This is a genomic window from Aeromonas enteropelogenes (assembly GCF_000819845.1).
Taxonomy (GTDB): Bacteria; Pseudomonadota; Gammaproteobacteria; order Enterobacterales; family Aeromonadaceae; genus Aeromonas; species Aeromonas enteropelogenes.
On record NZ_CDCG01000031.1, the window covers coordinates 16,057 to 41,214 of the forward strand.

The window sequence follows — 25,158 nt, forward strand, 5'->3', positions numbered from 1 at the left end:
GTCATCTCAACCACACCGGAGCACACCAGATGAAAATCCTGATCGCAACCTTGATTGCCAGCAGCCTGAGCCTGAACGTCATGGCCGACGAATACCCCAGACCCGAACTGGACAGCGTCAAGCTGGAGCAGGAAATATTGGCCCAGCAGCAGCAGGCCTCCCATGCCGTGGTGGCGGAAGCCATTCACAACCTCAAGCCGCTGGCGCTGGATACCCTGGTGGTGGAGGCGAGCTCGGCCGATGCGACTCACCCCGAGAGTTGAGATAGCGCAAGGGGGTCTGCCCCGTATGTTGCCTGAAGAAGGCGATGAAGGCGCTGTCGCTGGCGAACTCCAGCGCAGCCGCCACCCGGCTGATGGGCTCGGCTTCTGCCAGCAGCTCCAGCGCTCGCAGCAGTCGCCACTGCTGACGCCAGGCCTGGTAGCTCATGCCGGTCTCCCGCATGAAGATACGGCCTATGGTCTTGTCACTGGCACCCACCCGTTCGGCCAGCCGGTTGAGCCGATCGGGCAGGGCATCGCCCCGCTTCACTTCCTGCAGCCAGCCGGCCAGACGTGGGTCTGACGGCAGCGGCAACTGCCAGGATTCCCGCGGCGCTTGCGCCAGCTCCTCTTTCAATAATGCCAGCGTGCAGGTCTGCTCTGCCTCCGGCTTGTCCCACGGCCAGAGCGCCATCCGTTCGATGATCTCCCGCAGTAGCGGGTTGACCGCCAGCACCGCCATCTCGGCCGGCAAGCCGGGTTCGGTTGTGAAATAGAGGGAGCGATAGGCCACCACCCCGCGCATCAGCACCCGATGGGGCAGACCCGCCGGCAACCAGGCGGCCCGCGTCGGCGGCAGCAGGCAGACCTGATCGTCCAGCTCTATGGTCATGCAGCCGGCCTGGGCGAACAGCAGCTGATGGCGCCTGTGCTGGTGGCGGCCAGAGTCGTGCCAGCCGAGGGCGGCGGCGATCCCGATGGCACTGCCGTCGTGCTGGTCCGGATCAAAAGGGTGATCGGGAAGAATAAAGGCCATGTGTCCGATTTTTGATGTTTATAGTCTTGCTTATTGTAATCGGACAATTGGCGTCACTCTAGAATGACGGCCTCTCTAGTGAAGGAGGTTTGTCATGAACAACAAGTTGCCACCGCTCTGGCTGGTGGTCGGACTGATGATGTTTCCGCAGATAGTGGAGACCATCTACAGCCCGGTGCTGACTCATATCGCCACTGAGTTTCGGGTGAGCGAGGGGCAGGCATCCCAGACCCTGTCGGTCTATTTTCTGGCGTTTGCGGCGGGCGTGGTTTGCTGGGGTCGGTTGTGCGATCTCATCGGTCGGCGCCCAGCCATGCTGGCGGGCTTGCTGGCCTATGGCGCCGGCACCCTGCTGGCGTTGCTGGCCACCCAGTTTGAAACCCTGCTGCTGGCCCGGGTCATTGCGGCTTTCGGCGCCGCCGTGGGTTCAGTGGTGACCCAGACCATGCTGCGCGACAGCTATCAGGGCAGCGATCTCGCACGGGTCTTTTCGGTGATGGGCATAGCGCTCTCCCTCAGCCCAGTGCTGGGGTTGGTGAGCGGCGGCCTGCTGGCCGATGGTTTTGGTTATCTCGGGGTATTTGGCGCCCTGCTGGCACTGGCAATCGGCTTGTTGCTGATGGCCTGCCGGCAGTTGCCGGAAACCCGGCCGATCACCACCCAGCGAGTGGCACTCTGGCCGCTGGCATGCCGGATGGTGCGTGATACCGGCTTGTGGCGCAGCGCCGCTCTGGTGGCCCTGTTCAACACCATGCTGTTCGGCTACTACAGTCTGGCGCCGTTTCTGTTTGCCGGGCTGGGGCTGAGCGCGGGCGAGTTTGGTTACTCCGGTATCGTGCTGGCACTGGCGACCCTGGGGGGCAGCCTGCTCAACAAGCGTCTGCTGGGGCTTGGCTGGCTGCCTGGCTCCCTGATCCGGCTCGCCGCCGTGTTGGCGCTGGGCTCGGGTTGGCTGGTGTGGGCCAGTCAGGCGTCGCTCTGGTTTCTGCTGCCCATGACGGGAGTGGTAGTGGCATTCGGGCTGGCGATCCCCAATGTGCTGAGCCAGGCGCTGCTGGCCTATCGAGAGGTAGCGGGCAGTGCCGGCGCCCTGTTCGGGCTCGGCTACTACCTGCTGCTTAGCCTGGGGCTCGCCGTCGCCGCTTGGCTGCAGGATCTCGGTCTGCTGCTCGGTGGCTGCGGTCTGTTGGCCCTGTGTTGTTGCTGGCGTCGTTCCACGTGAAACATCAGCTGCCGATAAAACGGTAGCCGATGCCGGATTCGGTCTCGATAAGGGCGGGGTCTTGAGGGTTATCCCCCAGCTTCTTGCGCAGGCTGGCGATGACGATGCGCAGGTAGTGGGTGTCCTCCTTGTGGCTCGGCCCCCAGATGTCGTTGAGCAGCTGGGTCTGCAGCACCAGCTTGCCGGGGTGGCACACCAGCGCCTGCAGCAGGGCGAACTCCTTGCGGGAGAGGGCCACCTCTTCCTCCCTCAGGGTGACCCTATGGCTGCTGCTGTCCAGGGTCAGCCCGCACTGGGGGAAGTGACGCTGCTCGCCACTACTGACCCCAGCCCGCTGGCGCAGCAGCACTCGGATACGGGCCATCATCTCGCCGACGCCGAACGGCTTGCTCATGTAGTCATTGGCTCCTGCATCCAGCAGGCGCACCTTCTCCTGCTCCGAGTCCCGCGCCGACAGCACCAGTACCGGATGCTGATGGTGCTCGCGAATGGCCTGCAACACCTGGAGGCCATCCCCATCCGGCAGGCCCAGATCCAGGATCACCAGGTCGGGGTTGAGGTGGCGATACTGCGCCACGCCCTCGTTGACGCCGACGGCCTCGCTGACCTGATGGCCTTCGGCGATCAGGCTGATCCGCAAAAAACGGCGGATGGCCGCCTCGTCGTCGATGACCAGTATGTGAGCCATTCAACCTCCAGCTCGCTGATGAAAAAGGGCGGCGACCATCAGGCCGCCGGAGCATTGAGGGCCAGCGGCAGGGAGATGCGCATGCAGGTACCGTTGCCGTTGGGGCCGGAAAAGGCCCAGATGCGGCCCCCATGGACCTCTATCATAGCGCGGGAAATGGCGAGGCCAAGCCCGGTACCGCGGCTGCCGCAATCACCGACCGGCTGGGTGTAGAAGAGGTTGAAGATCTTGTCCCGATCCGACTCGGCGATGCCGACCCCGATATCTATGATGTCGATGATGAGGTCGGGGTCCGCCAGCATCACCTTGAACTCGATGGGGGTGCCGGCCGGCGAGTAGCGGGAGGCGTTGTCGAGGATGTTGACCAGCACCTGCTCGATCAGGGCGCCATGCACATAGAGCCGGGGGATCTGTTGATCGAAGTGCACCAGCAGCTTGTGCTGGCGCCAGGAGGAGTCGAGCCGGCGGCGGGCATTCTCCACCAGATCCGCCAGATCGACCCAGTCCCGTTTCAGCTGGAAGTCGGGTGAGCCGATGCGGGTCATGTCCAGCAGGTTCTGCACATAGCTGTGCAGGCGGCGCGCCTCCTCCTGCACCGAGTGCAACAGCTCGCTGCGGTCTTCGCTGCTGATCCGGTCACCATATTCCAGCAGGGTGCTGCCGGCCCCCATGATGGTGGCGAGCGGGGTCTTCAAATCGTGGGAGACCGAGGAGAGCAGGGCGGCGCGCATCCGGTCGGTCTCCGCCTGCAGCTGGCTGTCGGCCAGCCGCTCGTTGAGATCGATCCGTGCCAGAGCGGCGCGAATGTCGGTGAGCAGCGCCTGCAGCTGGTGCTCGGCCGAGGAGGCGAGCGGATTGGCTAGCAGTATGCCCAGCACCAGATCATCGCTGAGGTGATGGTACTGGGCCTCGGCCGCGTTGAGGGTGGCGGTGTGGGCGCCGGCGCTCTGCTTCTGGGCCAGACACCAGTCGATGGCCGCCTTGTCGGTCTGCCCCGGCTTGTGCTCGGTCGAGCCGGCCCAGTACTGGTAGTGCCGATCGAGGGCAAACACTGGCTGGCCCAGCGCCAGCGAGATGGCCTGGCTCCCTTGCCTGAGCACCTCGACCGGGCTGCTGGCAGTGGCCAGCCCCTGGCTCAGGGAGAGCAGGGCGTTGCCCAGCTGCTGGGTCTCGCGCAGGCCGACCAGCTGCTGGCGCTGACGGGAGGCGAGCCGCCCGGCCGTGATGCCGACGATGAGCAGCACGAACAGGGTGAGCAGGTCGCTGTGGCTGGCGACGCTGAGGGAGAAGTAGGGGACGGTGAACAGCAGGTTGTGGCCGACGAAGCCCAGCACGGCAGCCAAGATGGCGGGCACCAGGCTGGTGGTGAGCGCGGTGGCCAGCACTCCCAGCACGAACAGCATGGGCAGGGAAGCGGGCGGCAGCCAGTGGGACAGCCCCCAGACGGCGGCCGAGGTGGTCCCCATGATGGCTACCGCCAGCAGGCTCTGGCGAATGTCCTTGGGGTGAAGCGGCTGCCAGTTCAGGCCGGGTTTGCGCTTCTCTGTGTCCACCAGGGTGATCTCGAGCCCCTGTGCCTGCCTGAGCAGATGCTGCACCAGGGAGCGGCGCCACGGCGCCTTGTGGGGCTTGCCCAGCAGCAGTTGCGACACCTGCTGCTGTTCGGCCGTCTCCATCAGGGCGTCGGCCACCGCCGGGCTGGAGAGGGTCAACACCCTGGCCCCCAGCTGGGAGGCGAGCGCCAGCGCCTGCTCCTGCTCGGCGGAACGCTGCCCCTTGCTGTCGACGTGCACCACCAGCCAGGGCAGCTGGCGGCGCTGGGCGAAGCGGTGGCCGTAGCGCACCAGGGCGGCGCCGTGCTCGTCGCCGAGGCAGACCATCAACTTGCCCCGCAGCGGCAAGGTGGTCTTGCCGGCAGCCTGCCACTGCAGTTGCAGATCCCCCTCCACGTGGCTGGCGGCGGTCTGCATCGCAAGCTCCCGCAGGGCGGTCAGGTTGTTGAGGGAGAAGAAGGACAGCAGGGCGGCCTTGGCCTGGTGGGGCACATAGACCTTGCCCTCCTTGAGGCGGCCGAGCAGCTCCTTGGGGGGCAGGTCGATCAGCACCAGGCTGTCGGCCTCCAGCAGTACCTGGTCGGGCAGGGTCTCCTTGACCCTGACCCCGGTCAGCTGCCACACCAGATCGTTGAGGCTCTCCAGGTGCTGCACGTTGAGGGTGGTGTAGACGTCGATGCCGGCACCGAGCAGCTCCTCCACATCCTGCCAGCGCTTCTCGTGGCGGCTGCCGGGGGCGTTGCTGTGGGCCAGCTCGTCCACCACGGCGATGGCGGGTTTGCGGGTCAGCAAGCCGTCCAGATCCATCTCCTCCAGCCGCTGCTGGCGGTGCAGGTGCAGCTTGCGCGGCTGGATGGCGAGCTTGTCGAGCAGGGCCAGGGTCTCCTGGCGGCCGTGGGTCTCCACCGCCCCGATCAGGATGTCGACCCCCTCTTTGGCCTGTTCCCGCACCGCCTGCAGCATGGCATAGGTCTTGCCCACACCGGGGGCGGCACCGAGAAACACCTTCAGCTTGCCCCTGTGCTCCTGCTCCAGGCTCGCCAGCAGGGCGTCTGCCCTCACTTCATCACGCATCCCCGCGCTCCCGTTGCATCGGCCGAACCGCGGCCGTGACCTCATTGCTCATGCTTGTCCCCGTTGTCGAAAGGGAGCCTTCCCGAACGGCAAGGAGCGCCCTCAGGCGCCCTTTTGATGATCGAGTTGCAGGTTCAACTGGAGAATGTTGACCACCTGCGGGCCAAGGATACCAGCTTGTGCCGCCGACTTGACCTGCTCCGTCAGCCGAACGGGATCCAGCCCCCGTTGCCCGGCGACCCGGTCCACCTGAGCCAGCACCGCATCGAGCGGCAGATGGGGATCGAGGCCGGAGGCGGAGCGGGTCAGCAGGGCGGGGACCCTGGCTTCCGGCTGCGCCCTGGCCGCCGCTGCGGCAAACTCGGCCCGCAGCGGCGAGCTCATCCCCAGGTTGCTGGCGCCGCCACCTATGGTGGCGAAGTCGCTGGCGGAGGGGCGGGAGTGGAAGTAGTCGGCCCGTTCGAACTTCTGGGCCAGCAGGGCGCTGCCGACCACCTGCTGCTTGTCATTGGTGAGCAGGCTGCCGTTGGCCTGCCAGGGGAAGAGCAGCTGGGCCAGTCCGGTGACGGCCAGCGGATAAGCCACCCCCAGCAGCAGGGTCAGGGTCAGCAGGGTTCTGATTGCGATCATGATGTGTTTGCTCCAAATACGTTGAGTGGATGCGGGTCTGCCCCGCATCCGGTGATGCCGTTACACCAACCCCAGGCCGGTGATGACCAGGTCGCTCAGCTTGATGCCGATGTATGGGGGCACGATCTGGCCGTGGATACCATCGCGCTGCGTTTTCATCACACCAGCCCCAGGCCGGTGATGACCAGGTCGAGCAGCTTGATACCGATGAAGGGCACGATCAGGCCGCCGACACCGTAGAGCAGCAGGTTGCGGCGCAGCAGGCTGGCCGCCGTGCCCTGCAGGCTGACCCCGCGCAGGGCCAGCGGCACCAGCGCTACGATGATCAGGGCGTTGAAGATGATGGCTGACAGGATGGCGCTCTCGGGGCTGCCCAGTTGCATCAGGTTCAGCGCCCCCAGTTGCGGATAGGCGGCGATGAACAGGGCCGGCAGGATGGCGAAGTACTTGGCCACGTCGTTGGCGATGGAGAAGGTGGTCAGGGCGCCACGGGTCACCAGCAGCTGCTTGCCCACCAGCACCACGTCCAGCAGCTTGGTGGGGTTGGAGTCGAGATCCACCAGATTGCCCGCCTCCTTGGCGGCCTGGGTGCCCTCGTTCATGGCCAGCCCCACGTCGGCCTGGGCCAGTGCCGGTGCGTCGTTGGCGCCGTCCCCGCACATGGCGACCAGCCGGCCGTCGGCCTGCTCCTGGCGGATGTAGGCCAGCTTCTTCTCCGGTGTCGCTTCGGCGATGAAGTCGTCCACCCCGGCCTCGGCGGCGATGGCTGCGGCGGTCAGCGGGTTGTCACCGGTGATCATCACGGTGCGGATCCCCATGTGGCGCAGGATCTGGAAGCGGGCCTTGATGCCCGGCTTGATGATGTCCTTGAGGAACACCACCCCCAGCAGCTTCTCGTGGGTACAGACCAGCAGGGGTGTGCCGCCCTGGCGAGCTATGCTGTCCACCGACTTGAGGATGGGCTCGGGCACCGCCTTGCGATCGAGGGAGAGGTAGCGCAGCACGGCGTCCACCGCCCCCTTGCGATATTGATGACCGTTGCGGTCCAGCCCGCTCAGCCGGGTTTCGGCGCTGAAGGGGATCAGGATATCGCTCTCCAGCTGGCTCGGTCTGGTGTGGCTCTTGCCCGCCAGGGTCAGGATGGATTTGCCCTCCGGCGTGTTGTCACCCAGCGAGGCCAGCATGGCGGCCTGGGCCAGCAGGGCCGGATCGATACCGGGGGCTGGGATCAGTTCATCCGCCATCCGGTTGCCGAAGGTGATGGTGCCGGTCTTGTCCAGCAGCAGGGTGCGCACGTCGCCGGCGGCCTCCACCGCCCGGCCGGACTTGGCGATCACGTTGAGCTTCACCAGCCGGTCCATGCCGGCGATGCCGATGGCGGAGAGCAGACCGCCGATGGTGGTCGGGATCAGGGTGATGAACAGCGCCAGCAGGTAGATCCGGGGCACCTGGGTGCCGTTGTAGTCGAGGAACCAGGGCAGGGTGGCCACCACCAGCAGGAAGATCAGGGTCAGTCCCACCAGCAGGGCATCCAGCGCCATCTCGTTGGGGGTCTTCTGGCGCTTGGCCCCTTCCACCAGAGCAATCATGCGATCCAGGGTGCTTTCGCCCGGATTGTTGCTGATGCGCACCCAGATCTCGTCGGAGACGACGGTAGTATTGCCGGTCACGCCGCTGCGATCGGTGCCCGACTCGCGGATAACGGGGGCAGATTCACCCGTTATGGCGGCCTCGTTGACCGAGGCGATGCCGGCGACCACTTCGCCGTCGGCGGGGATCATCTCGCCGCTGCGCACCAGCACCAGATCGCCCTTGCGCAGGCTGGTGGCCGGCACCCACTCCCCCTTGTCATCCTGCGGATGGGTGACCCGGCGCGCCCTGAGCTGGCTCATGCCCGCCTTCAGGCTGTCGGCCCGCGCCTTGCCGCGCCCCTCGGCCAGGGTCTCGGCGAAGTTGGCAAACCAGAGGGTGAGCCAGAGCCAGGCGGTCAGCTGCCAGGCCAGCGAAGGAGCGACGCCGGAGACAGGCTGCCCCAGCAGCGACTCCAGGGTCGCCATCACGGCCGCCAGCCAGAGGGTGAACAGGATGGGGCTGCCGAGCAGCGCCCTGGGGTTGAAGCGATAGAGGGCTTCCACCATGGCCTGCATGATCTGTGATTTCTGTTTCTTGCCCTTCACCTTGAGGGTGTCGGTGCTCATTGAAGCGGACTTGCTCATTGGAAAGCTCCCAGCATCGAATAGTTGACCACGGTGATCAGTGGGGTGTGCAGCATCAGAAGACACCTCCCAGCAGGCTCAGGTGTTCCGCCACCGGGCCCAGCGCCAGCACCGGCAGGAAGGAGAGACCCCCCATCAGCAGCACGGTGACGATCAGCAGGGTGATGAAGAGGGGGCCGCTGATGGGGAAGTCCCCCTCGCTTCGCTCCTGGCGCGGGGCGCGGGCCAGCTGGCCGGCGATGGCCAGCACCGGAATGATGTAGCCGAAGCGGCCGAGCAGCATGGCCAGCCCGATGGCGATGCACTGCCAGTTGTCGGCGGCGGCCAGGCCGGCGAAGGCGGAGCCGTTGTTGCCGGCGGCCGAGGCGTAGGCATAGATCAGCCGGGACAGGCCGTGGGGGCCGTCGTGACCGATGACGGTGGCGGAGTCCGGCATCAGCAGGGTAATGCCGCCGATCACCAATACCCCGACCGGCATCACCAGCATGCTGGCGACCACCCATTTCATCTCGGTGATGCCGAGCCGTTTGCCCAGATAGGTCGGGGTACGCCCCACCATCAGGCCGCACAGGAACACGGTCAGCAGCACGAACAGCATCATGCCGTAGATGCCGGAGCCGACCCCGCCGAAGATGACCTCGCCGAGCAGCATGTTGATCATGCCGACCATGCCGCCGAGGGGAGTGAAGCTGTCGTGCATGGCGTTGACCGAGCCGTTGGAGGCGCTGGTGGTCGCCACTTCCCAGATGCTGGAGAGCAGGGGGCCGAAGCGGCTCTCCTTGCCTTCCCAGTTGCCGGCCATGTTGCTGGCGTCAGTTGTGAACTGGGCGAGGGCAGGGTCCGGTTTCAGCTCCTGGGTGATGGAGACGAAGAGCCCGATCACCATCATCAGGGTCATGGCGACGAGGATGGCGCGGCTGTGGGCCAGGTCCTTCACGTAGCGACCCAGGGTGCAGACCATGGCGGCGGCCAGCGTCAGCAGGGCGACCATCTCCAGCCAGTTGGAGAGGGCGGTCGGGTTCTCGAACGGATGGGCCGAGTTGACGCCGAAGAAGCCGCCACCGTTGGAACCGAGCTGCTTGATGGCGATCTGGGAGGCGGCCGGGCCGAGCGGCAACAGCTGCTCCTGGCCTTCCAGCGCGTGGAACGGCAAGTAGGCCGACAGGCTCTGGGGTACCCCCTGCCAGACCAGCAGCAGCGCCAGGATCAATGCCATCGGCAACAGCACGTAGAGGCAGAAGCGCACCAGATCCTGCCAGAAGTTGCCGAGGTGGGTGGTCTGCTGGCGGGCGATGCCGCGGAACAGGGCGATGGCGACAGCGGCGCCGGTGGCGGCCGAGACGAAGTTCTGGGTGGTGAGCCCCACCATCTGGCTGAAGTAGGAGAGGCTGGCCTCGCCGGAGTAGGCCTGCCAGTTGGTGTTGGTCATGAAGCTGACCGCTGTGTTGAAGGCGAGTTGCCAGTTCAACCCGGGCAGCTGTTGCGGGTTGAGGGGTAGCAGCCCCTGCGCCAGCAGGATCAGGAACAGCAGACCGAAGCCGGCACCGTTGAAGGCCAGCAGGCTGAGGGCGTAGGACTTCCAGTCCTGCTCGCGCCCGTCCGTGCCGCAGCAGGCCAGGGTGGCGCGCTCGACGGGAGCCAGCCAGCGACTCTTGCCCTCAAACACCCGATAGAGGTAGTTGCCAAGCAGAGGCGCCGGCAGCAGCACCAGCAGTACGAACGCGACGGGATAGATGATCTCTTGCCACATATCCGGTTCCTCACTCATGGGTGCGCGCAAGGGCGCGCAGCAGATAGCCCGCGAGGGCGAGGACCAGCAGCAGATATAGCCAATTCATATCGACTCCATTGGTGTAATTGACGACCAAATGGTAGGAATAACCGGCGTAAAGGCGCCATAAAGCCGGATTTGGCAGGCGTAAAATCGGCGTAAAAAAGCAGGTGTGGGCGCTATTTGGGGGAGGGGAAAGATCGAAAAACCCGGCCTGAGCCGGGTTTGGTAGCAAGTCGCTGAGGCCTTGAGATGCGGTTAGCGCATTGTCACAAACTCTTCCGCGCTGGTCGGATGGGGAGTGGGAACGCAGTGGCCGGTTTGACCTCTATGCCCTAGCTCCCTCAGCGCATGGTGACAAACTCTTCCGCGCTGGTGGGGTGAATGGCAACGCAGTTGTCGAAGTCCGCCTTGGTGGCACCCATCTTCATGGCGACGCCGAAGCCCTGCAGGATTTCGTCCATGGCGAAGCCGATGCCGTGCAGGCCGACCACCTTCTCTTCCGGGCCGACGCAGACCAGTTTCATCCGGGTGGGCTGGCGATGCTGGGTCAGCGCCGAGTACATGGCGGTGAACTGGCTGCGGTAGACCTTGACCTGATCTTCACCGTATTCGGCGATGGCTTCCGGCTCGGTCAGCCCTATGGTGCCGATGGGTGGGTGGCTGAACACCACGGTCGGCACCAGATCGTAGTTGAGGTGCTCGTTGGGCTTGTTGTTGAACAGCCGCTCGGAGAGACGACGGCCCGCCGCGACGGCCACCGGGGTGAGCTGGATGCGGCCGGTGTTGTCACCCACCGCATAGAGGTTGGCTACGGCGGTGTTCTGGAACTTGTCGGTCGGGATAAAGCCCTTCTCGTCCAGGGTGATGCCGGTGGCGGCCAGGTTGAGGTTGTCGGTGGCCGGGACGCGGCCGATGGCCCAGATCAGGCAGTCGACGGTGAGGTGGCGACCATCTTCCAGCTGCAGGGTCAGGCTCTCATCGGCGTTCTTGACCACGGCTTTCGGAATGGCGTGGGTGTGCAGCTTGGGCCCTTCCTGCGCCATGATTTCCACCAGAGTCTCGTGGATCATGGGGTCGAAGTTGCGCAGCGGTGCGTGCTTGCGTACCACCAGGTGGGTTTCGGAGCCGAGCGCCTGCATCACGCCGGCGATCTCCACCGCGATATAGCCGGCACCCACCACGGCGACCCGCTTGGGCTGTTCTTGCAACTCGAAGAAGCCATCGGAGTCGATGCCAAGTTCGGCACCCGGAATGGCCGGCACCTCGGGGCGGCCACCGGTGGCGATCAGTATGTGATCGGCACTGTACTGCTCGCCGTTCACCTCGATGGTGTTGCTGCTGACGAAGCGGGCGAAGCCCTTGATGACGGTGATCTGGTTCTTGCCCAGCACGTTCTGGTAGGACTGATGAATGCGGCCGATATAGGCCTGGCGGGACTCGACCAGCTTGGCCCAGCTGAAGTGGTTGAGAGTGGTGTCGAAGCCGTAGTCGGCGCCATATTTCAGGGCATCGGCGATCTGGCCGGCATACCACATGGCCTTCTTCGGCACGCAGCCGACGTTGACGCAGGTTCCACCCAACTCTTTGGCTTCAATCAGGGCAACTTTCTTACCGTACATGGCAGCCCGGTTGGCCGAGGCGATGCCGCCGCTGCCGCCGCCGATGGCGATATAGTCAAAATGCTGTGCCATTGCGAGGTTCTCCGCTCATTAAGAATGCAATCACAGCATGATGGGGATAAAGCGGCTGGCTCACAAGAGCCAGCACTCAGTTATGTTGGATTGGCAGGCGAATATGGAACTGGGCACCTTGCTCCGGTTCGCTGATGCAGTTGATGCGACCACGGAGCAGCTGCACTACCAGGTTGTAGATGATGTGGGTGCCAAGACCACTGCCGCCATGGCCCCGCTTGGAGGTGACGAAGGGATCGAAGATGCGCGGCAGTATCTCGGGCGGGATGCCGCGGCCGTTGTCGCTGTAGTCGATCATCAGCTCTTCACCCTGCTGCTCCACCTTGATGGTGATCTTCTTCGGCTTGTCCCAATTCTCGAAACCATGGTTGATGGAGTTGAGGATCAGGTTGGAGTAGATCTGGGTGAAGCTGCCGGGGAAGGAGAAGATCGACAGCTTGGGATCGCACTGGATGTCCACCTCGCACTGGGCCTTCTTCAATTTGTGGCCGAGGGAGACCACTACCTGGTGCAGGTTATCGGCGAGGTTGAAGTTGTAGCGAGCCTCGGAGGATTGATCGACGGCCACCTGCTTGAAGCTGGCGATCAGCTCGGAGGCGCGGCGCAGGTTGCCCTGTAGCAGCTGCATGGATTCGTCGAGGTTGACGGTGAACTCGTTGAGGTAGGAGCGGGAGAGCTGTTTGGCCTCGATGTGCTGCTTGAAGTCGGCTACCCGCTCCTGCAGGTAGGAGGACGCGGTGACGCTGATACCGATGGGGGTGTTGATCTCGTGAGCCACCCCGGCCACCAGAGAACCGAGAGAAGCCATTTTCTCAGACTCAACCAGGGTCTGCTGGGCCTGCTTCAGGTCGTCGTAGGCCTTGCCAAGCTGGTCGTTGGCATCGCTCAGGCTGCGGGTGCGCTCCACCACCTTGCCTTCCAGCTGTTCGTTGAGCTGGCTGATTTCCCGCTCGATCTTCTTGAGGCGGGTGATGTCATAACCGAATCCGATCAGATACTTGAGGTTTAATCCCTCATAGAAAGGAGCGAAGGTCCACTGCAGCACCAGCTGGTGGCCCTGCTGATCCTGCATCATGACCTCTTTATCCTCGATATACCCTTGGCTGGCGAGGGTCAGTGCCAGCTCCTCCTGCTGCTCCTTGCTGACGAACAGATCCAGCCAGTTGTGGTGCAGAATCTCCTGCTGGTGGTAACCGGTCAGCATGATGGCTGCCGGATTGATGCTGGCGATGGAGAGATCCGGCTCCATGCAGCAGATAACCATGTTGGCCGAGTTGATCAGAGTGGCGGAGAAATCCCGCTCCTGTTGCAGCTGTTCCGCCGCCTGATGGCGTGCGGCAAACTCGTCGTTTAGGCGGGTTCGCATCTGGTTGAGGGAGGCGACCAGGGTGTCCAGCTCGTCAGGATTCTTGCGGGGCAGGGGGCGGCCTTCCAGCTCCAGCTCCATGTCGAGACTGTCCAGAGTGAATCTCTGGGCGTAGTGAACGATGCGATTGAGGTGTCTGACCACCATGTAGTAGATGATGGTCAGGATGCAGAATGAGACCACTAGGGTTTTGATGGTCTGGCTGACCAGGATCAGCACGGATTTTTCGATGAGGCGCTGGTAGATCTGCTCGAGGGAGGCGGCGACGAACAACTTGCCGACCACCTCATCCTGGTAGGTGAGATTGAACTCGCGGGAGATGTCGTAGCTTGGGCGCTCCACCCCCTGGGTCAGCAAGGGCACTTCGGTGTTGCCGAGCATCTCCTTGACCATCACGAACTGCATGTTGGGCAGGTTCATGATCCCTTCGATCTGTACCTTGACCTGCTCTTCGTCCAGGTTCCACAGGCTGGCGGCGATGGGTTGCAGGAAGGAAGCTTCAATCTGGCCGATGCTGTCCTCGATGACTGCCACATCCTTGCGATAATCCCAGGCGAGCTGAAGCGCCGTGATGATCATGGCCAATACGGTACTGCACACCAGAATATAAGAGAGCAGGCGGTATGAGAGCCCGTTGCGGCCAACGGCCTTGGCGGTCTTTAAGAAGAGTCCTGACATGGCGTCCTTGCGGTCTGGATGCGGTGTTGTTTAGTTTAACTGCTTCATGTACTTGTGTCGTCATTCCGGCGTGGCGTACGACCACTCCCGTGCTGCGTCCAACTTTCACGGAGGCTAACTCATCTGCTGCCGCCATGCTGCAGCATGGGGTCGCTTTTGTGACACAAGGATGAAAGAGGGCTCTTTTGCAGGAAATCGGGAGTCCGCTTTGTCCGTCCAGCAAAAACCCCGGCCTGGGCCGGGGTTTCGATTATTCGCCTTTGGGGCCGAGCTGTTGTTCCAGCTGTGCCAGCTTGGCTTCGAGAGCGGCCAGTTTTTCCCGGGTGCGCAGCAGCACCTTGGTCTGTACGTCAAACTCTTCACGGCTGACCAGATCCAGCTTGTTCAGCTGGGCTTGCAGTACCTGACGAATTTTCTTGTCTGCCTCTTCACCCATGCTGCGGATGCCGGGGGGCAGGGCGTTGTGTACCTGTTTGGCGATCTCTTCCAGTTTCTTCGGGTCGATCATGACGTTCTCCTCAATCGTTGGCAGACATTCTACCGACAATTGCCTCGCTTTGCCGAGATCAGGACGGCGTTTGTTTATGTCAAATCGACTCAGGCGGGTTTGTGATGACGATCCAGCCAGCCTTGCAGCAGACCCACCAGCAGGCCGACCAGATGAGCTGTGTTGGCGGTGTTGCCGAGCAGGTCGAAGAAGCCGAGGGCCAGCCAGAACAGCATGAAGCCCATCAGCGCCGGCGGCATGACGAGGCCGCAGGCCGGTTGCAGCTTGCTGCGCATCCAGCTGTAGCCGAGCAGTGCATAGACCACGCCGGAGAGGCCGCCAAAGCGCGGGCCGCTGACGAAGAACTCGGCGATATTGGGCAGGGCGGCACCGACCAGCAGCAGGATCAAGAGCTTGCCGCTGCCGAGTCGCTGCTCAATCTGGCCTCCCAGATACCACCACCAGAGCAGGTTGAACACCAGGTGCAGCACCGAGAAGTGGATGAGGGCCGGGGTAAAGTAGCGCCACGCCTGCCAGTCGGTGAACTGGGCCAGGGTCGGGTGGAACGCCAGCTGATCGAAGATCGGCAGGCCGATGGCGTCGAGTCCGTAGATGGCCAGGCAGGCGATGATGACCACCAGAGTCAGCGGGCCGGCCTGATGGAGGAAATCGGTGATCGGATCCGTCATCCCCTTGCTGTAGTCGATGCGCGCATCAGCCCGACCGGATTGCCAGGAGGCTTCCATGTAACGGGGGTGGGTCGGCTCGGCCAGGAAACGCTTGACCTCCTGCTGGGCCTGGGCGAGGCGCTGCTCGTCCGCCAGCCAGACCGAGACGCCAAGCTCGGACTGGGTCAGCTCGCACGAGATGCCCAGGGTGGCGAGATAGTCCACCAGCGCCTGGGCCATGCGGGCGTTGTCGAGCACCAGCAGCTGGATCATGCCTCGCCCGCCTCGACGGGGAACTCCTTGCGCCAGGCCTCGAAGCCGCCATCCAGGCTGTAGACCTCGTCGTAACCCTGTTGCAGCAGGTACTGGGCCGCCCCCTGGCTGCTGTTGCCGTGATAGCACATCACGATCACCGGGGTATCGAAGTCCACCTCGTTCATGAAGTGCACCAGGGTGCCATTGGTGAGGTGGAAGGCGCCGACCGCGTGGGCCGCCGCGAAGGATTGCGGGTCGCGAATATCGACCAGGCGGGCGTCACCGGCGGCGAGCTTCTGGTGGGCATCATGGGCACTGATATGGGCAAACTGGTCCATTGACATGTCCTGCGAATAGGTGGATTACCGGCCAGTGTACCGCAAGCCGGCGCCGCCGCTAAGCCCGCAAAGTGTCGGGTTATTGCCGCCGGCGATCGCAATTTCCTTCAATATCGGGCCGGACTGGATGGCTAGGCTGGAGGCTCACTCTCTTGTTGGAAGGTATGCCATGGAAATGAGTCTGTTGCTGTCGATGGCCGGGTTTGCCCTGGCCATGTCCATCTCGCCCGGCCCGGTCAATCTGGTCGCCCTCGGCAGCGGAGCCCGTTACGGCTTTCTTGCCAGCCTGCGCCACGTGGTGGGGGCGACCCTGGGTTTCATCCTGCTGCTCCTGCTGATGGGGCTGGGGCTCGGCGCCGCCCTGTCGCAATGGCCGGTGGCAAGTGGCGCAATTCGCTGGGGTGGCATCCTCTTTCTCTGCTACATGGCCTGGCAGCTGGTGGCGGACAAGGGGGAGCTGGAGGAGGGGGGCGGAGTACCTCCCGCCTTTTGGTACGGCGCCCTGATGCAGTGGCTCAATCCCAAGGCCTGGCTGGCGGCCAGCATGGGGATGGGGGTCTATGGTGCCGTCGGCGGGAGCGGGCAGATGATGCTGTTCACAGGTATCTATCTGGTTATCTGCCTTTGCTCCATCGCTTGCTGGGCCTATGCCGGCAGCTATCTGCAGGGGCTGCTGCTCTCCCCGGTCCGGCTGCGCTGGTTCAACAGGGCCATGGCCCTGTTGTTGCTGTTGAGTGCGGCTTATCTGGTGCATTAACCCTGACGGGCAAGCTGTGACCTGTACTGGCCCGGGGTGGTGGCGACCCGCCGTTTGAACTGACGTTGGAAGTGGGCCTGATCGGCAAAGCCGCTCGCCAGCGCCACCTCCGCCAGCGGCTGTCCCTGGCGCAGCAGGGTACGGGCGTGGCGGATGCGTTGATCGAGCAGATAGGCGTGGGGCGTCATGCCGTAGTGGCGGCTGAAGCTGCGCACGAAGTGGGACGGGGTAAGGCCGGCCACTGCGCTCAGCTGCTGCAGGGTCAGCATGCTGGCGCTGTCGTCCTGCATCAGCTCGGCTGCCCGCTGCAGGTGTTGCGGGGGGCGATCATCCCAGGTCGCCGGAGTCAACCTGGCCAACAGCTGGCGGCTGAACTGGTGGCAGGCCACCTCCCGGGCCAGGGTATCATCCTCTTGAACCAGCTGGCGGGAAAGGCGCTGCAACCCTTGATACAGGAGGGGATCCCGGCTGGCGGTCATGTCGAAGGAGCGAAATTCGCTGCCCAATCCCGCCTCCTCCTGCTGGCTGCGCAGCCAGTCCGTATCGAGATAGAACATCAGATAGGACCAGGGCTGATCCGCGACCGGGTTGCAGGCATGCACCTCTTCGGGGTTCATCAGCACTAGGCTGCCGCGGCCGACCTCCTGTCTGATGCGCTGGTTGAGATAGTGACTGTGGCCACCGGTGATGGCGCCGATGGAGAAGTGAGGGTGGCTGTGCTTGTCGTAGCAGACACGGCGGCCATCCTGTACCGCTCGCGCCTCGATAAAGGGCAGCGCAGGGTGCCCCCAGAACTGGTGGTGATCCTGCGCCGCCTTTTGCCTGCTCATCGGCCAGCCGTTCGGACACGTTTGCCACGCGATAGCGTGGTGGGTTGGTTCGGCGCTGGCCGCTGCAACTGGCTAGCCACCCAGATAGGCCTGGCGCACCGCCGGGTTGGCCAGCAGGGCAGCCCCCGTGTCCTGCAGCACCACGTGGCCGTTCTCCAGCACATAGCCGCGATCGGCCAGCTTGAGCGCCTGGTTGGCATTCTGCTCCACCAGAAAGATGGTCATCCCCTTTTGGCGCAGCTGCTCTATGGTGTCGAAGATCTGCTGGATGACGATGGGAGCCAGCCCGAGGGAGGGCTCGTCCAGCAGCAGCAGACGCGGCTTGCTCATCAGGGCGCGGCCGATGGCCAGCATCTGCTGCTCGCCGCCGGACATGGTGCCCGCCCGCTGCTCCAGCCGCTCGTGCAGCCGCGGGAACAGGGTAAACACCTGATCCAGCAGGGAGTGTTGCTCGGACTTGTCGACGAAGAAGGCCCCCATAAGCAGGTTCTCCTCCACCGTCAGGCGGGCGAAGATGCGGCGCCCCTCCGGCACCACGGCGATATCCTTGCGCATAATGCGGGCGGTGGAGAGCGAGTCTATCTGCTTCCCCTCAAACCAGATGGAGCCGCTGCTGGGCTTGGGTTCGCCGCACAGGGTCATCAGCAAGGTGGTCTTGCCGGCACCGTTGGCACCGATCAGGGTGACGATTTCCCCCTCTTTCACCTCGACGCTGACGTCGTGCAGCGCCTGGATCTTGCCGTAGTGGGTCGATACGTTGCGAAGTTCTAACATCGTGAGTCCTGTGTTTACGATTCGCCCAGATAGGCCTTGATCACCGCCGGGTTGTTGCGGATCTCATCCGGTTTGCCATGGGCCAGCGGGGTGCCCTGGCTGACCACGAAGATGCGGTTGGAGATGCCCATCACCAGCTTCATATCGTGCTCTATCAACAACACTGACACACCGAACTCGTCCCGCAGGTTCATGATGAGCTCGTTGAGCTCGTCGGTCTCTTTCGGGTTGAGGCCCGCGGCCGGCTCGTCCAGCATCAGCAGTTCGGGGCGGGTCGCCATGCAGCGGGCGATCTCGAGGCGACGCTGCTGGCCGTAGGCCAGGTTGCCGGCGGCGCGGTTGGCGAGATCCTTGAGCCCCACCTTGTCGAGCCAGAAGCCGGCCTGATCCAGTCCCTCCAGCTCGGCCCGGCGAAAGGCCGGGGTCTTGAACAGTCCGGCGAGAAAGCCGGTGTTGAGGTGCTGGTGCTGGGCGACCAGAAGGTTCTCCACCGCCGTCATCTCCTTGAACAGCCGTACGTGCTGGAAGGTGCGCACGATTCCCTTGCGGGCTATTTTGTGGCCGGGCAGCCCCTGGATCTCCTCACCCTTGTAGCGGATCACGCCGCCGGTCGGGCGATAGAAGCCGGTCAGGCAGTTGAAGATGGTAGTTTTGCCCGCCCCGTTGGGACCTATGATGGAGATCACCTCGCCCTTCTCGACATCCAGCTCGACACCGTTGACCGCCAGCAGGCCGCCGAAGCGCATCGACAGATTGGAGACTTCCATTAACTTGTTGCTCATGGGCGCGGCTCCTCCGTCAGTTGGCAGAGTGCCGGACGGCGTGCCGATCCGGTCGGGGAGCACATCGGCCGGGTTGAGACTTCCAACAATATGTTGCTCATTTGCGCAGCTCCAGGTGGGGACGGGTCATCGGCAGCAATCCTTGTGGCCGCCAGATCATCATGAACACCATCAAGAGGCCGAACATCAGCATGCGGTACTCGTTGAATTCACGGGCCAGTTCCGGCAATACCGTCATCACGATGGCGGCCAGTACCACCCCGATCTGGGAGCCCATGCCGCCCAGTACCACGATCGCCAGCACTATGGCCGACTCGATGAAGACGAAGGATTCCGGGCTGATGAAGCCCTGGCGCGAGGCGAAGAAGCTGCCGGCAAACCCCGCGAAGCAGGCGCCTATGGTGAAGGCGGTCAGCTTGATGATGGTGGGGTTGAGGCCGAGCGACTTGCAGGCGATCTCGTCTTCCCGCAGCGCTTCCCAGGCACGGCCCAGCGGCATGCGCAGCAGGCGGTTGATGACGAACAGGGTCGCCACCACCAGCACCAGCGCCATCAGGTAGAGAAAGATCACCTTGTGGTTGGCGTTATAGGTGATGCCGAAGAACTCGTGGAAGGTCTCGAAGCCGCCATCCTTGACGGTGCGGTTGAATTCCAGGCCACCGAGCGTTGGCTTGGGAATGCCGGAGATACCGTTCGGGCCGCCGGTCAGGCTGGTCATGTTGTTGAGCAGGATGCGGATGATCTCGCCGAATCCCAGGGTAACGATGGCCAGGTAATCCCCCCGCAGCCGCAGCACGGGGAAGCCGAGCAGGAAGCCGAAGGTAGCCGCCATCAGGCCGGCAATGGGCAGGCACTCCCAGAAGCTCAGGCCGAAGTAGCTGTTGAGTAGGGCGTAGCTGTAGGCACCGACCGCGTAGAAGCCGACATAGCCCAGATCCAACAGGCCGGCGAGGCCCACCACCACGTTCAGGCCCAGACCCAGCATGATGTAGATAAGCGTCAGGGTGGCGAGATCAATGGCACCGCGAGAGGCCATGAAGGGCCAGCTCACCGCAAACAGCAGTACCAGCACAGCGGTGAGGTTATAGAGTTTGGGTGCCTCCTCCGGGCTCGGCAGCACCAGCTTGGTGAAGCCAACCGAGAAGCCACTGATGGAGGCCTGGAACAGGCGCGCGATCTGGCCACGCAGCATCTGGAACCAGAACACCAGGGTGGCGCCGCCCAGCAGCCAGGCCAGCGACACATCGAGGCGACTCACTACCAGCAGGCGGGAACCGTCGGTCTCGAGCTTGAAGCCCAGCAGCCAGAAGGAGAGCACCAGCAGCACCAGGCTGGCGATACAGGCATGGATAAATTGGTGTTTCATCATACCTTCTCCACTTCCGGTCGGCCGAGAATACCTGTCGGCATAAACAGCAGCACAAAGATAAGCAGGGCGAAGGCCATCACATCCTTGTATTCGGTGCTGAGATAACCGGCGGTGAGCGCTTCCACCACCCCCAGCAGCAGGCCGCCGAGTACGGCACCCGGAATGCTGCCGATACCACCCAATACCGCTGCCGTAAACGCCTTGAGACCGGCCATAAAGCCGAGGTAGGGATTGATGACGCCGTAATACATGCCGAGCAGTACGCCGGCGACGGCGGCCAGTGCGGCCCCCAGCACGAAGGTGATGGAGATGACCACGTGGGTGTCGATCCCCAGCAGGTTGGCCATTTTGATGTCTTCCGAGCAGGCGCGGCAGGCGCGGCCCATGCGGGAGCGGCCGATGAACTGGGTCAGCGCCAGCATGGTGATGAAGGTCACCACGAAGATGATGAGCTGCATGTAGGAGAGGCTGGCCTGGAAGCCGTCGGCTTCACCCAGCGACCAGCCGCCGGAAATGAGGCTGGGCATGGCGATGTCGCGCGAGCCCTGGGCCATCCGTATCATGTTTTGCAGGAAGATCGACATGCCGATGGCGGAGATGAGGGGGATCAGGCGGTTGCCGCCCCGCAGCGGCCGGTAGGCGACCCGCTCTATGCTCCAACCATAGGTGCCGGTGATGATGATGCTGACCAGGAAGGCGCCCCCCAGCAGCAGGAAGGTGCTGTCGATGCCCATCATCATGAGCCCCGCCATCACCATGAAAGCGACATAGGAGCCGATCATGTAAACCTCGCCGTGGGCGAAGTTGATCATGCCGATGATGCCATACACCATGGTGTAACCGATGGCGATCAGGGCATAGGTGCTACCTATGGTCAATCCGTTCAGCAGCTGCTGAACCAGATAGAGAAAGTGTTCGGACATACTGCGTTCCCTGTACTTGCCCGCAAAGAGAGGAGGGGGTGAACAGGTTCACCCCCGGATCGGCAGATTATTTGACTTGGCTGGAGGAACCGTCGGCGTGCCACTGGAAGACGCCGAACTCGAAGCCTTTCAGGTCACCATTCGGTGCCCAGGTCAGCGGACCCATGACGGTATCGATCGGTGCGGCCTTGATGGCGGCGGCGACGGCAGCCGGATCATCTTCACCCGCCTTGGCGATACCGGCAGCCAGGGTCTGCACCGCGGCATAGGTGGTCCACACGAACGGGCCGGATGAGTCCTGGCCCTTCTCCTTGAATGCCGCGACCAGCGGGGCGTTGGCCGGCACCAAGTCATACTTGTTCGGCAGGGTGACCAGCAGGCCTTCGGAAGCCGGGCCACCGATGGCGGAGATGTCCTTGTTACCCACCCCTTCCGGACCCATGAACTTGGCCTTCAGACCCTTCTCACCAGCCTGGCGCAGGATCAGGCCCAGCTCGGGGTGATAGCCGCCGTAGTAGACGAAGTCGACGTTCTCTTTCTGCAACTTGGCGATCAGGGCGGAGAAATCCTTGTCACCGGCGGTGATACCCTCGAACGCCACCACCTTGACGCCCGCCTTGTCCAGCGCCGCTTTCACGCTGGAGGCGATGCCTTCACCATACTGCTTCTTGTCGTGGATGACGGCCACGCGCTGGGGCTTGACCTGCTCGATGATGTACTTGGCAGCTGTGGGGCCCTGATCGCTGTCCAGGCCGATGGTACGCAGTACCAGCTGATAGCCGCGTTCGGTGATCTTGGGGTTGGTGGAGGCCGGGGTCACCATCAGGATCCCTTCATCTTCATAGATGTCGGAGGCGGGCAGGGTGTTGTCGGAGCAGAGGTGGCCGACCACGAACTTGACGCCGTCATTGACCACCTTGTTGGCGACAGCGACCGCCTGCTTGGGATCGCAGGCGTCGTCATAGATGACCGCCTCGATCTGCTTGCCATTGATGCCGCCAGCCTTGTTGATCTGCTCGACCGCCATCTTGCCGCCGGTAAACTGCATGTCACCGTACTGGGCGACCGGGCCGGTCACCGGGCCGGCGATGCCGATCTTGACCGTATCGGCTGCATGGACCATTGAGGCCGATCCAAACAGAGCCAAAGAAACCGCTGCTCTTACCGCCATTTTTCCGAAGTTATTCATTGATTCGTCCCTTAATCAGTGGATTGTTTCATTTCCATGTGCCATTCCGGATCCTGATCCTACCTGTCCGGCAATATTTAAGGTTCTATCATTCCTCACGGGGCAATAACAAGCTGTTAAAGATACTGACCAGAGCGGGTCGAAAGCGCTTATTTTGAAATAAACAACCTGTTTTAAATCTTGGTTTGGAATTTAATATTGATATATTGAGTTAACAACTGGGCAACAAGGCGTGGTTGTGATGAAGTGTAGAGGATTAATCTGGCGATATTTTACTCTGATGCTGCTCCCATTTTGACCATAATCCGTTTGCGCAAATAGAAATGAACGCCTAAATTAGCCAGCATTGACAAATCGCTGGCAGTGCTCGTTAAAACCAAGCCTTTATTCGGGAAATCTGCTAATGTTCCGCCTTTGACAGTCAGGAGACAGAGATGGCCACTATCAAGGATGTCGCCTCCCGAGCGGGCGTATCCATCTCCACCGTCTCACATGTGCTCAACCACACTCGCCGGGTCAGCGAAGACGCGACCCAGAAAGTGCTTGAGGCGGTGGCAGAACTCAACTACGCGCCCAACTCGGTCGCGCGCAGTCTGAAAATCAATTCAACCAAGACCATAGGCATGCTGGTGACCACCAGCGTGAACCCCTTCTTCGCGGAAGTGGTGCAAGGTGTGGAAGCGTACTGCTTCGAACAGGGTTACAGCCTGATCCTGTGCAACACCGAGAACCAGCCGCCCCGTCAGCAGCACTATCTGCGCATGCTGATGGAGAAGCGGGTCGATGGCCTGCTGGTGTTGGGAACCGACATCGACACTCCGTTGCGCGACATGCTGCGCATCCACAAGAACGTGCCCCAGGTGGTGCTGGATTGGGGAACCGAGTGCGATTTCGCCAACGTGATCAACGATAACGCCCGCATCGGTGCGCGCCTTGCGGTGCGCCACCTGCTGGAGCTGGGTCACACCGACATCGTCTGCATCACCGGACATCTTGCCAAGCCCACCACCCAGCAGCGACTGGACGGGGTGCGCGATGCCCTGGGCGAGCGCGGCATGACCCTGAAGGATGAACAGATCTTCGAAGGGGATTACGAGAGCCAGAGCGGGTTCGACCAGATGCAGCGCATCCTGGCCCTGCAGCCTCGTCCGACCGCGGTGTTTGCCTTTGATGATCCCATGGCGATCGGTGCCATCTGCGCCGCCTGGGAAGCCGGGGTCAAGGTGCCGGACGACATCTCCATCATCGGTTATGACGACGTCGAGATGGCGCGCTTCTCCAGCCCGCCGCTTACCACCATCCGTCATCCCAAGGCGGAACTGGGCCAGCTGGCAGTCAAGCAGCTGGTGAGCCGGATCCGCAACAAGGAGCAGGAAGTGGAGTCGATGACGGTCGAGCCCGAGCTCATCGTCCGCCGTTCGGTGAAAGCCCTGCGCTGATTGCCATCCAGTATGGACACCACGAAAAACCCCCTCGTCAGCGAGGGGGTTTTTGTTTGTGGTGATGGCACTTCATGTGGTGGTGGGTAGTCTGGGATGAATCTCCTCCTCTGCCCATGTAGATCAAAATAATCAAACCAGATGTTAGTTACCCTGTTCCCCTTATCCTGATGTGCGTAGTGAGGGAAGAGTGAGCCTGATCGAAGCCGTGACCCTGGCCTGTGGCCTGGTCTATCTGGTGCTGTTGCAGTGGCAGGAGAGGGCCGGTCGCTCCTGGTTCTTCTCTCTCTCCCTGCTGGCTGCCGCCTGGCTGGTGGCGGCGGATGTCACCCTCTGGTTCGCACTGGGGCTGGTGGTTGCGGCGCTCGCCTTGCTCAGCCGAACCCGGCTATTGCCACTTCTGGGTCAGCTCGACGGCCAGTTGCTGCGGGCCTGGACTCGCCACCTGCTGCTGCTTTCCTGGGGGCTGGTGACGGTGCAATATGGCCTTTATATCTGGCAACTGGGGCAGGGAACGCCTCCCTGGCTGATGCGCCCGGACGTGGTGGATGGCTTCCTGCCCATCGCCGGCGGGCTCGGGCTGCGGGCCTGGCTGAGCCAGGGCATCATGGATCCCCACCATCCGGCCGCCACCGTCACAGTGTTGGTGCTCTCTCTGTCGGCCCTGCTGTTTGGGCGGGCGTTCTGCGCCTGGTTCTGCCCGCTTGGCCTGGCGGGGGAGTGGCTGCATCGGCTGCGCAGCCGGGTATTGCCAGGGGAATGGACGCCGCCGCTCTGGCTGGATCTGATCCTGCGTGGCCAGAAGTTTCTGGTGCTTGGCTTTCTGCTGTTCATCGTGCTGCTCGCGGTACCGGATGCCGCCCTGCCCGGCTACTTCGCCAGCACCTATCACCAGGCGGCGGACATGAAGATGGGGGCCTTCTTCTTCAACCTGGCCCTGATCTCAGGCCTGTGTCTCGGCTGGGTTTTGCTGCTCACCGCCGCTTTCCGTCAGGGTTTCTGCCGCTATCTCTGCCCTTATGGTGCCTGGCTCGCCCTGCTGGGCCTGCTGACGCCCCTGCGCATCCGCCGGGATCCGGCCCGCTGCCTGCGAAGCGTCGGTCACGATTGTGACAAGTGCAGCCGGGCTTGCCCGTCCCGTATCCAGGTGCACCAGCTGATTGCGGTGCGCAGCCTCGAATGCACCAGCTGCCTGAGCTGTGTGGCTGCCTGCCCGAAGCGGGCCGATGCCCTCGCGCTGGGCACCCGGCGTCGTCGGCTCATGCCTCGCTGGCTGCTGGCGCTGCTCTGCCTGTTGTTGCTGATCTTGCCGCTGCTCGCCTATGGTGTGCTGGGATTCTGGGTCAGCCAGACCCCGCTGGAGGTGCGCAGCCATCTGCTTCAAATCCTGCCGCAACTTAGCCATTGAGTGGCCGGGGCGGGTGATCTGCCTTCGAAT

The 25,158-nt window shown here is 63.0% G+C and carries 23 protein-coding genes; 5 read left to right on the forward strand and 18 right to left on the reverse strand.

What is annotated here, in order from left to right:
* Positions 1-29 precede the first annotated feature (29 nt).
* Entirely contained in the window at positions 30-263 is a 234-nt protein-coding gene (locus BN1123_RS20945; RefSeq protein WP_005307116.1) for a hypothetical protein, read from the forward strand.
* On the opposite strand, the gene BN1123_RS11260 is transcribed toward BN1123_RS20945, so the two are convergent.
* Positions 193-1,017: an AraC family transcriptional regulator gene (locus tag BN1123_RS11260; protein WP_042027066.1), complete on the reverse strand. Its 825-nt coding sequence runs from the start codon at positions 1,015-1,017 to the stop codon at positions 193-195. The genes BN1123_RS20945 and BN1123_RS11260 overlap by 71 nt on opposite strands.
* A gap of 94 nt (positions 1,018-1,111) precedes the next feature.
* On the opposite strand from BN1123_RS11260, the gene BN1123_RS11265 reads away from it, so the two are divergent.
* Positions 1,112-2,239: a multidrug effflux MFS transporter gene (locus BN1123_RS11265; RefSeq protein ID WP_042027067.1), complete on the forward strand. Its 1,128-nt coding sequence runs from the start codon at positions 1,112-1,114 to the stop codon at positions 2,237-2,239.
* Between the two features lie 4 nt (positions 2,240-2,243).
* On the opposite strand, the gene BN1123_RS11270 is transcribed toward BN1123_RS11265, so the two are convergent.
* The 11 genes from BN1123_RS11270 to glpE all read right to left on the reverse strand — a co-directional run bounded on the left by BN1123_RS11270 (position 2,244) and on the right by glpE (position 15,657).
* Positions 2,244-2,927, reverse strand: coding sequence for a response regulator (locus BN1123_RS11270; RefSeq protein WP_042027068.1), 684 nt, complete (start codon positions 2,925-2,927; stop codon positions 2,244-2,246).
* Positions 2,928-2,965: 38 nt separating this feature from the next.
* Complete coding sequence (locus BN1123_RS11275; protein ID WP_042027069.1) at positions 2,966-5,554, reverse strand: sensor histidine kinase; 2,589 nt, start codon at positions 5,552-5,554, stop codon at positions 2,966-2,968.
* A 102-nt stretch (positions 5,555-5,656) separates the two neighbouring features.
* A complete protein-coding gene (locus BN1123_RS11280) occupies positions 5,657-6,184 on the reverse strand; it encodes a potassium-transporting ATPase subunit C (RefSeq protein ID WP_017783526.1) in 528 nt (175 codons plus the stop codon).
* A gap of 158 nt (positions 6,185-6,342) precedes the next feature.
* Positions 6,343-8,400, reverse strand: a complete 2,058-nt coding sequence (gene kdpB / locus BN1123_RS11285) for a potassium-transporting ATPase subunit KdpB (RefSeq protein WP_042027072.1) — start codon at positions 8,398-8,400, stop codon at positions 6,343-6,345.
* A gap of 55 nt (positions 8,401-8,455) precedes the next feature.
* Positions 8,456-10,150 carry a potassium-transporting ATPase subunit KdpA gene (gene kdpA, locus BN1123_RS11290; RefSeq protein WP_042027074.1) on the reverse strand — a complete coding sequence of 565 codons (1,695 nt, stop codon included), beginning with the start codon at positions 10,148-10,150 and terminating at the stop codon, positions 8,456-8,458.
* 10 nt (positions 10,151-10,160) lie between these two features.
* The gene (locus BN1123_RS21830; protein WP_231555608.1) at positions 10,161-10,406 is read right to left on the reverse strand and encodes a hypothetical protein; all 246 of its coding nucleotides are present in this window, start codon (positions 10,404-10,406) and stop codon (positions 10,161-10,163) included.
* Positions 10,407-10,515: 109 nt separating this feature from the next.
* Complete coding sequence (gene gorA / locus BN1123_RS11300) at positions 10,516-11,865, reverse strand: glutathione-disulfide reductase (RefSeq protein ID WP_017785126.1); 1,350 nt, start codon at positions 11,863-11,865, stop codon at positions 10,516-10,518.
* Between the two features lie 76 nt (positions 11,866-11,941).
* Positions 11,942-13,909 carry an ATP-binding protein gene (locus BN1123_RS11305; protein ID WP_042027075.1) on the reverse strand — a complete coding sequence of 656 codons (1,968 nt, stop codon included), beginning with the start codon at positions 13,907-13,909 and terminating at the stop codon, positions 11,942-11,944.
* Positions 13,910-14,159: 250 nt separating this feature from the next.
* Positions 14,160-14,417 carry a ubiquinone biosynthesis accessory factor UbiK gene (ubiK, locus tag BN1123_RS11310; protein ID WP_042027076.1) on the reverse strand — a complete coding sequence of 86 codons (258 nt, stop codon included), beginning with the start codon at positions 14,415-14,417 and terminating at the stop codon, positions 14,160-14,162.
* 89 nt (positions 14,418-14,506) lie between these two features.
* Positions 14,507-15,337 carry a rhomboid family intramembrane serine protease GlpG gene (glpG, locus tag BN1123_RS11315; protein ID WP_042027077.1) on the reverse strand — a complete coding sequence of 277 codons (831 nt, stop codon included), beginning with the start codon at positions 15,335-15,337 and terminating at the stop codon, positions 14,507-14,509.
* The gene (gene glpE, locus BN1123_RS11320) at positions 15,334-15,657 is read right to left on the reverse strand and encodes a thiosulfate sulfurtransferase GlpE (protein WP_042027078.1); all 324 of its coding nucleotides are present in this window, start codon (positions 15,655-15,657) and stop codon (positions 15,334-15,336) included. Before glpE ends, glpG begins: the two co-directional genes overlap by 4 nt.
* Before the next feature lie 169 nt (positions 15,658-15,826).
* Here glpE and BN1123_RS11325 point away from each other — a divergent pair, with 169 nt between their 5' ends.
* Positions 15,827-16,414, forward strand: coding sequence for a LysE family translocator (locus tag BN1123_RS11325; protein WP_224212334.1), 588 nt, complete (start codon positions 15,827-15,829; stop codon positions 16,412-16,414).
* On the opposite strand, the gene BN1123_RS11330 is transcribed toward BN1123_RS11325, so the two are convergent.
* The 6 genes from BN1123_RS11330 to BN1123_RS11355 all read right to left on the reverse strand — a co-directional run bounded on the left by BN1123_RS11330 (position 16,411) and on the right by BN1123_RS11355 (position 22,281).
* Positions 16,411-17,244 carry an AraC family transcriptional regulator gene (locus tag BN1123_RS11330; RefSeq protein ID WP_042027080.1) on the reverse strand — a complete coding sequence of 278 codons (834 nt, stop codon included), beginning with the start codon at positions 17,242-17,244 and terminating at the stop codon, positions 16,411-16,413. The genes BN1123_RS11325 and BN1123_RS11330 overlap by 4 nt on opposite strands.
* Before the next feature lie 72 nt (positions 17,245-17,316).
* A complete protein-coding gene (locus BN1123_RS11335) occupies positions 17,317-18,018 on the reverse strand; it encodes an ABC transporter ATP-binding protein (RefSeq protein WP_042027081.1) in 702 nt (233 codons plus the stop codon).
* 14 nt (positions 18,019-18,032) lie between these two features.
* Positions 18,033-18,800: a high-affinity branched-chain amino acid ABC transporter ATP-binding protein LivG gene (gene livG / locus BN1123_RS11340; RefSeq protein ID WP_042027082.1), complete on the reverse strand. Its 768-nt coding sequence runs from the start codon at positions 18,798-18,800 to the stop codon at positions 18,033-18,035.
* Positions 18,801-18,897: 97 nt separating this feature from the next.
* Positions 18,898-20,166: a high-affinity branched-chain amino acid ABC transporter permease LivM gene (locus BN1123_RS11345; RefSeq protein WP_042027083.1), complete on the reverse strand. Its 1,269-nt coding sequence runs from the start codon at positions 20,164-20,166 to the stop codon at positions 18,898-18,900.
* A complete protein-coding gene (livH, locus tag BN1123_RS11350) occupies positions 20,166-21,092 on the reverse strand; it encodes a high-affinity branched-chain amino acid ABC transporter permease LivH (protein ID WP_042027084.1) in 927 nt (308 codons plus the stop codon). Before livH ends, BN1123_RS11345 begins: the two co-directional genes overlap by 1 nt.
* 67 nt (positions 21,093-21,159) lie before the next feature.
* A complete protein-coding gene (locus BN1123_RS11355) occupies positions 21,160-22,281 on the reverse strand; it encodes a branched-chain amino acid ABC transporter substrate-binding protein (RefSeq protein ID WP_026457077.1) in 1,122 nt (373 codons plus the stop codon).
* A gap of 434 nt (positions 22,282-22,715) precedes the next feature.
* Here BN1123_RS11355 and BN1123_RS11360 point away from each other — a divergent pair, with 434 nt between their 5' ends.
* Both BN1123_RS11360 and BN1123_RS11365 read left to right on the forward strand, forming a co-directional pair.
* On the forward strand, positions 22,716-23,720 hold the full coding sequence (locus BN1123_RS11360; RefSeq protein ID WP_042027085.1) for a substrate-binding domain-containing protein: 1,005 nt from the start codon (positions 22,716-22,718) through the stop codon (positions 23,718-23,720).
* Positions 23,721-23,910: 190 nt separating this feature from the next.
* Complete coding sequence (locus BN1123_RS11365) at positions 23,911-25,128, forward strand: 4Fe-4S binding protein (protein ID WP_042027087.1); 1,218 nt, start codon at positions 23,911-23,913, stop codon at positions 25,126-25,128.
* The last annotated feature ends 30 nt before the right edge of the window (positions 25,129-25,158 follow it).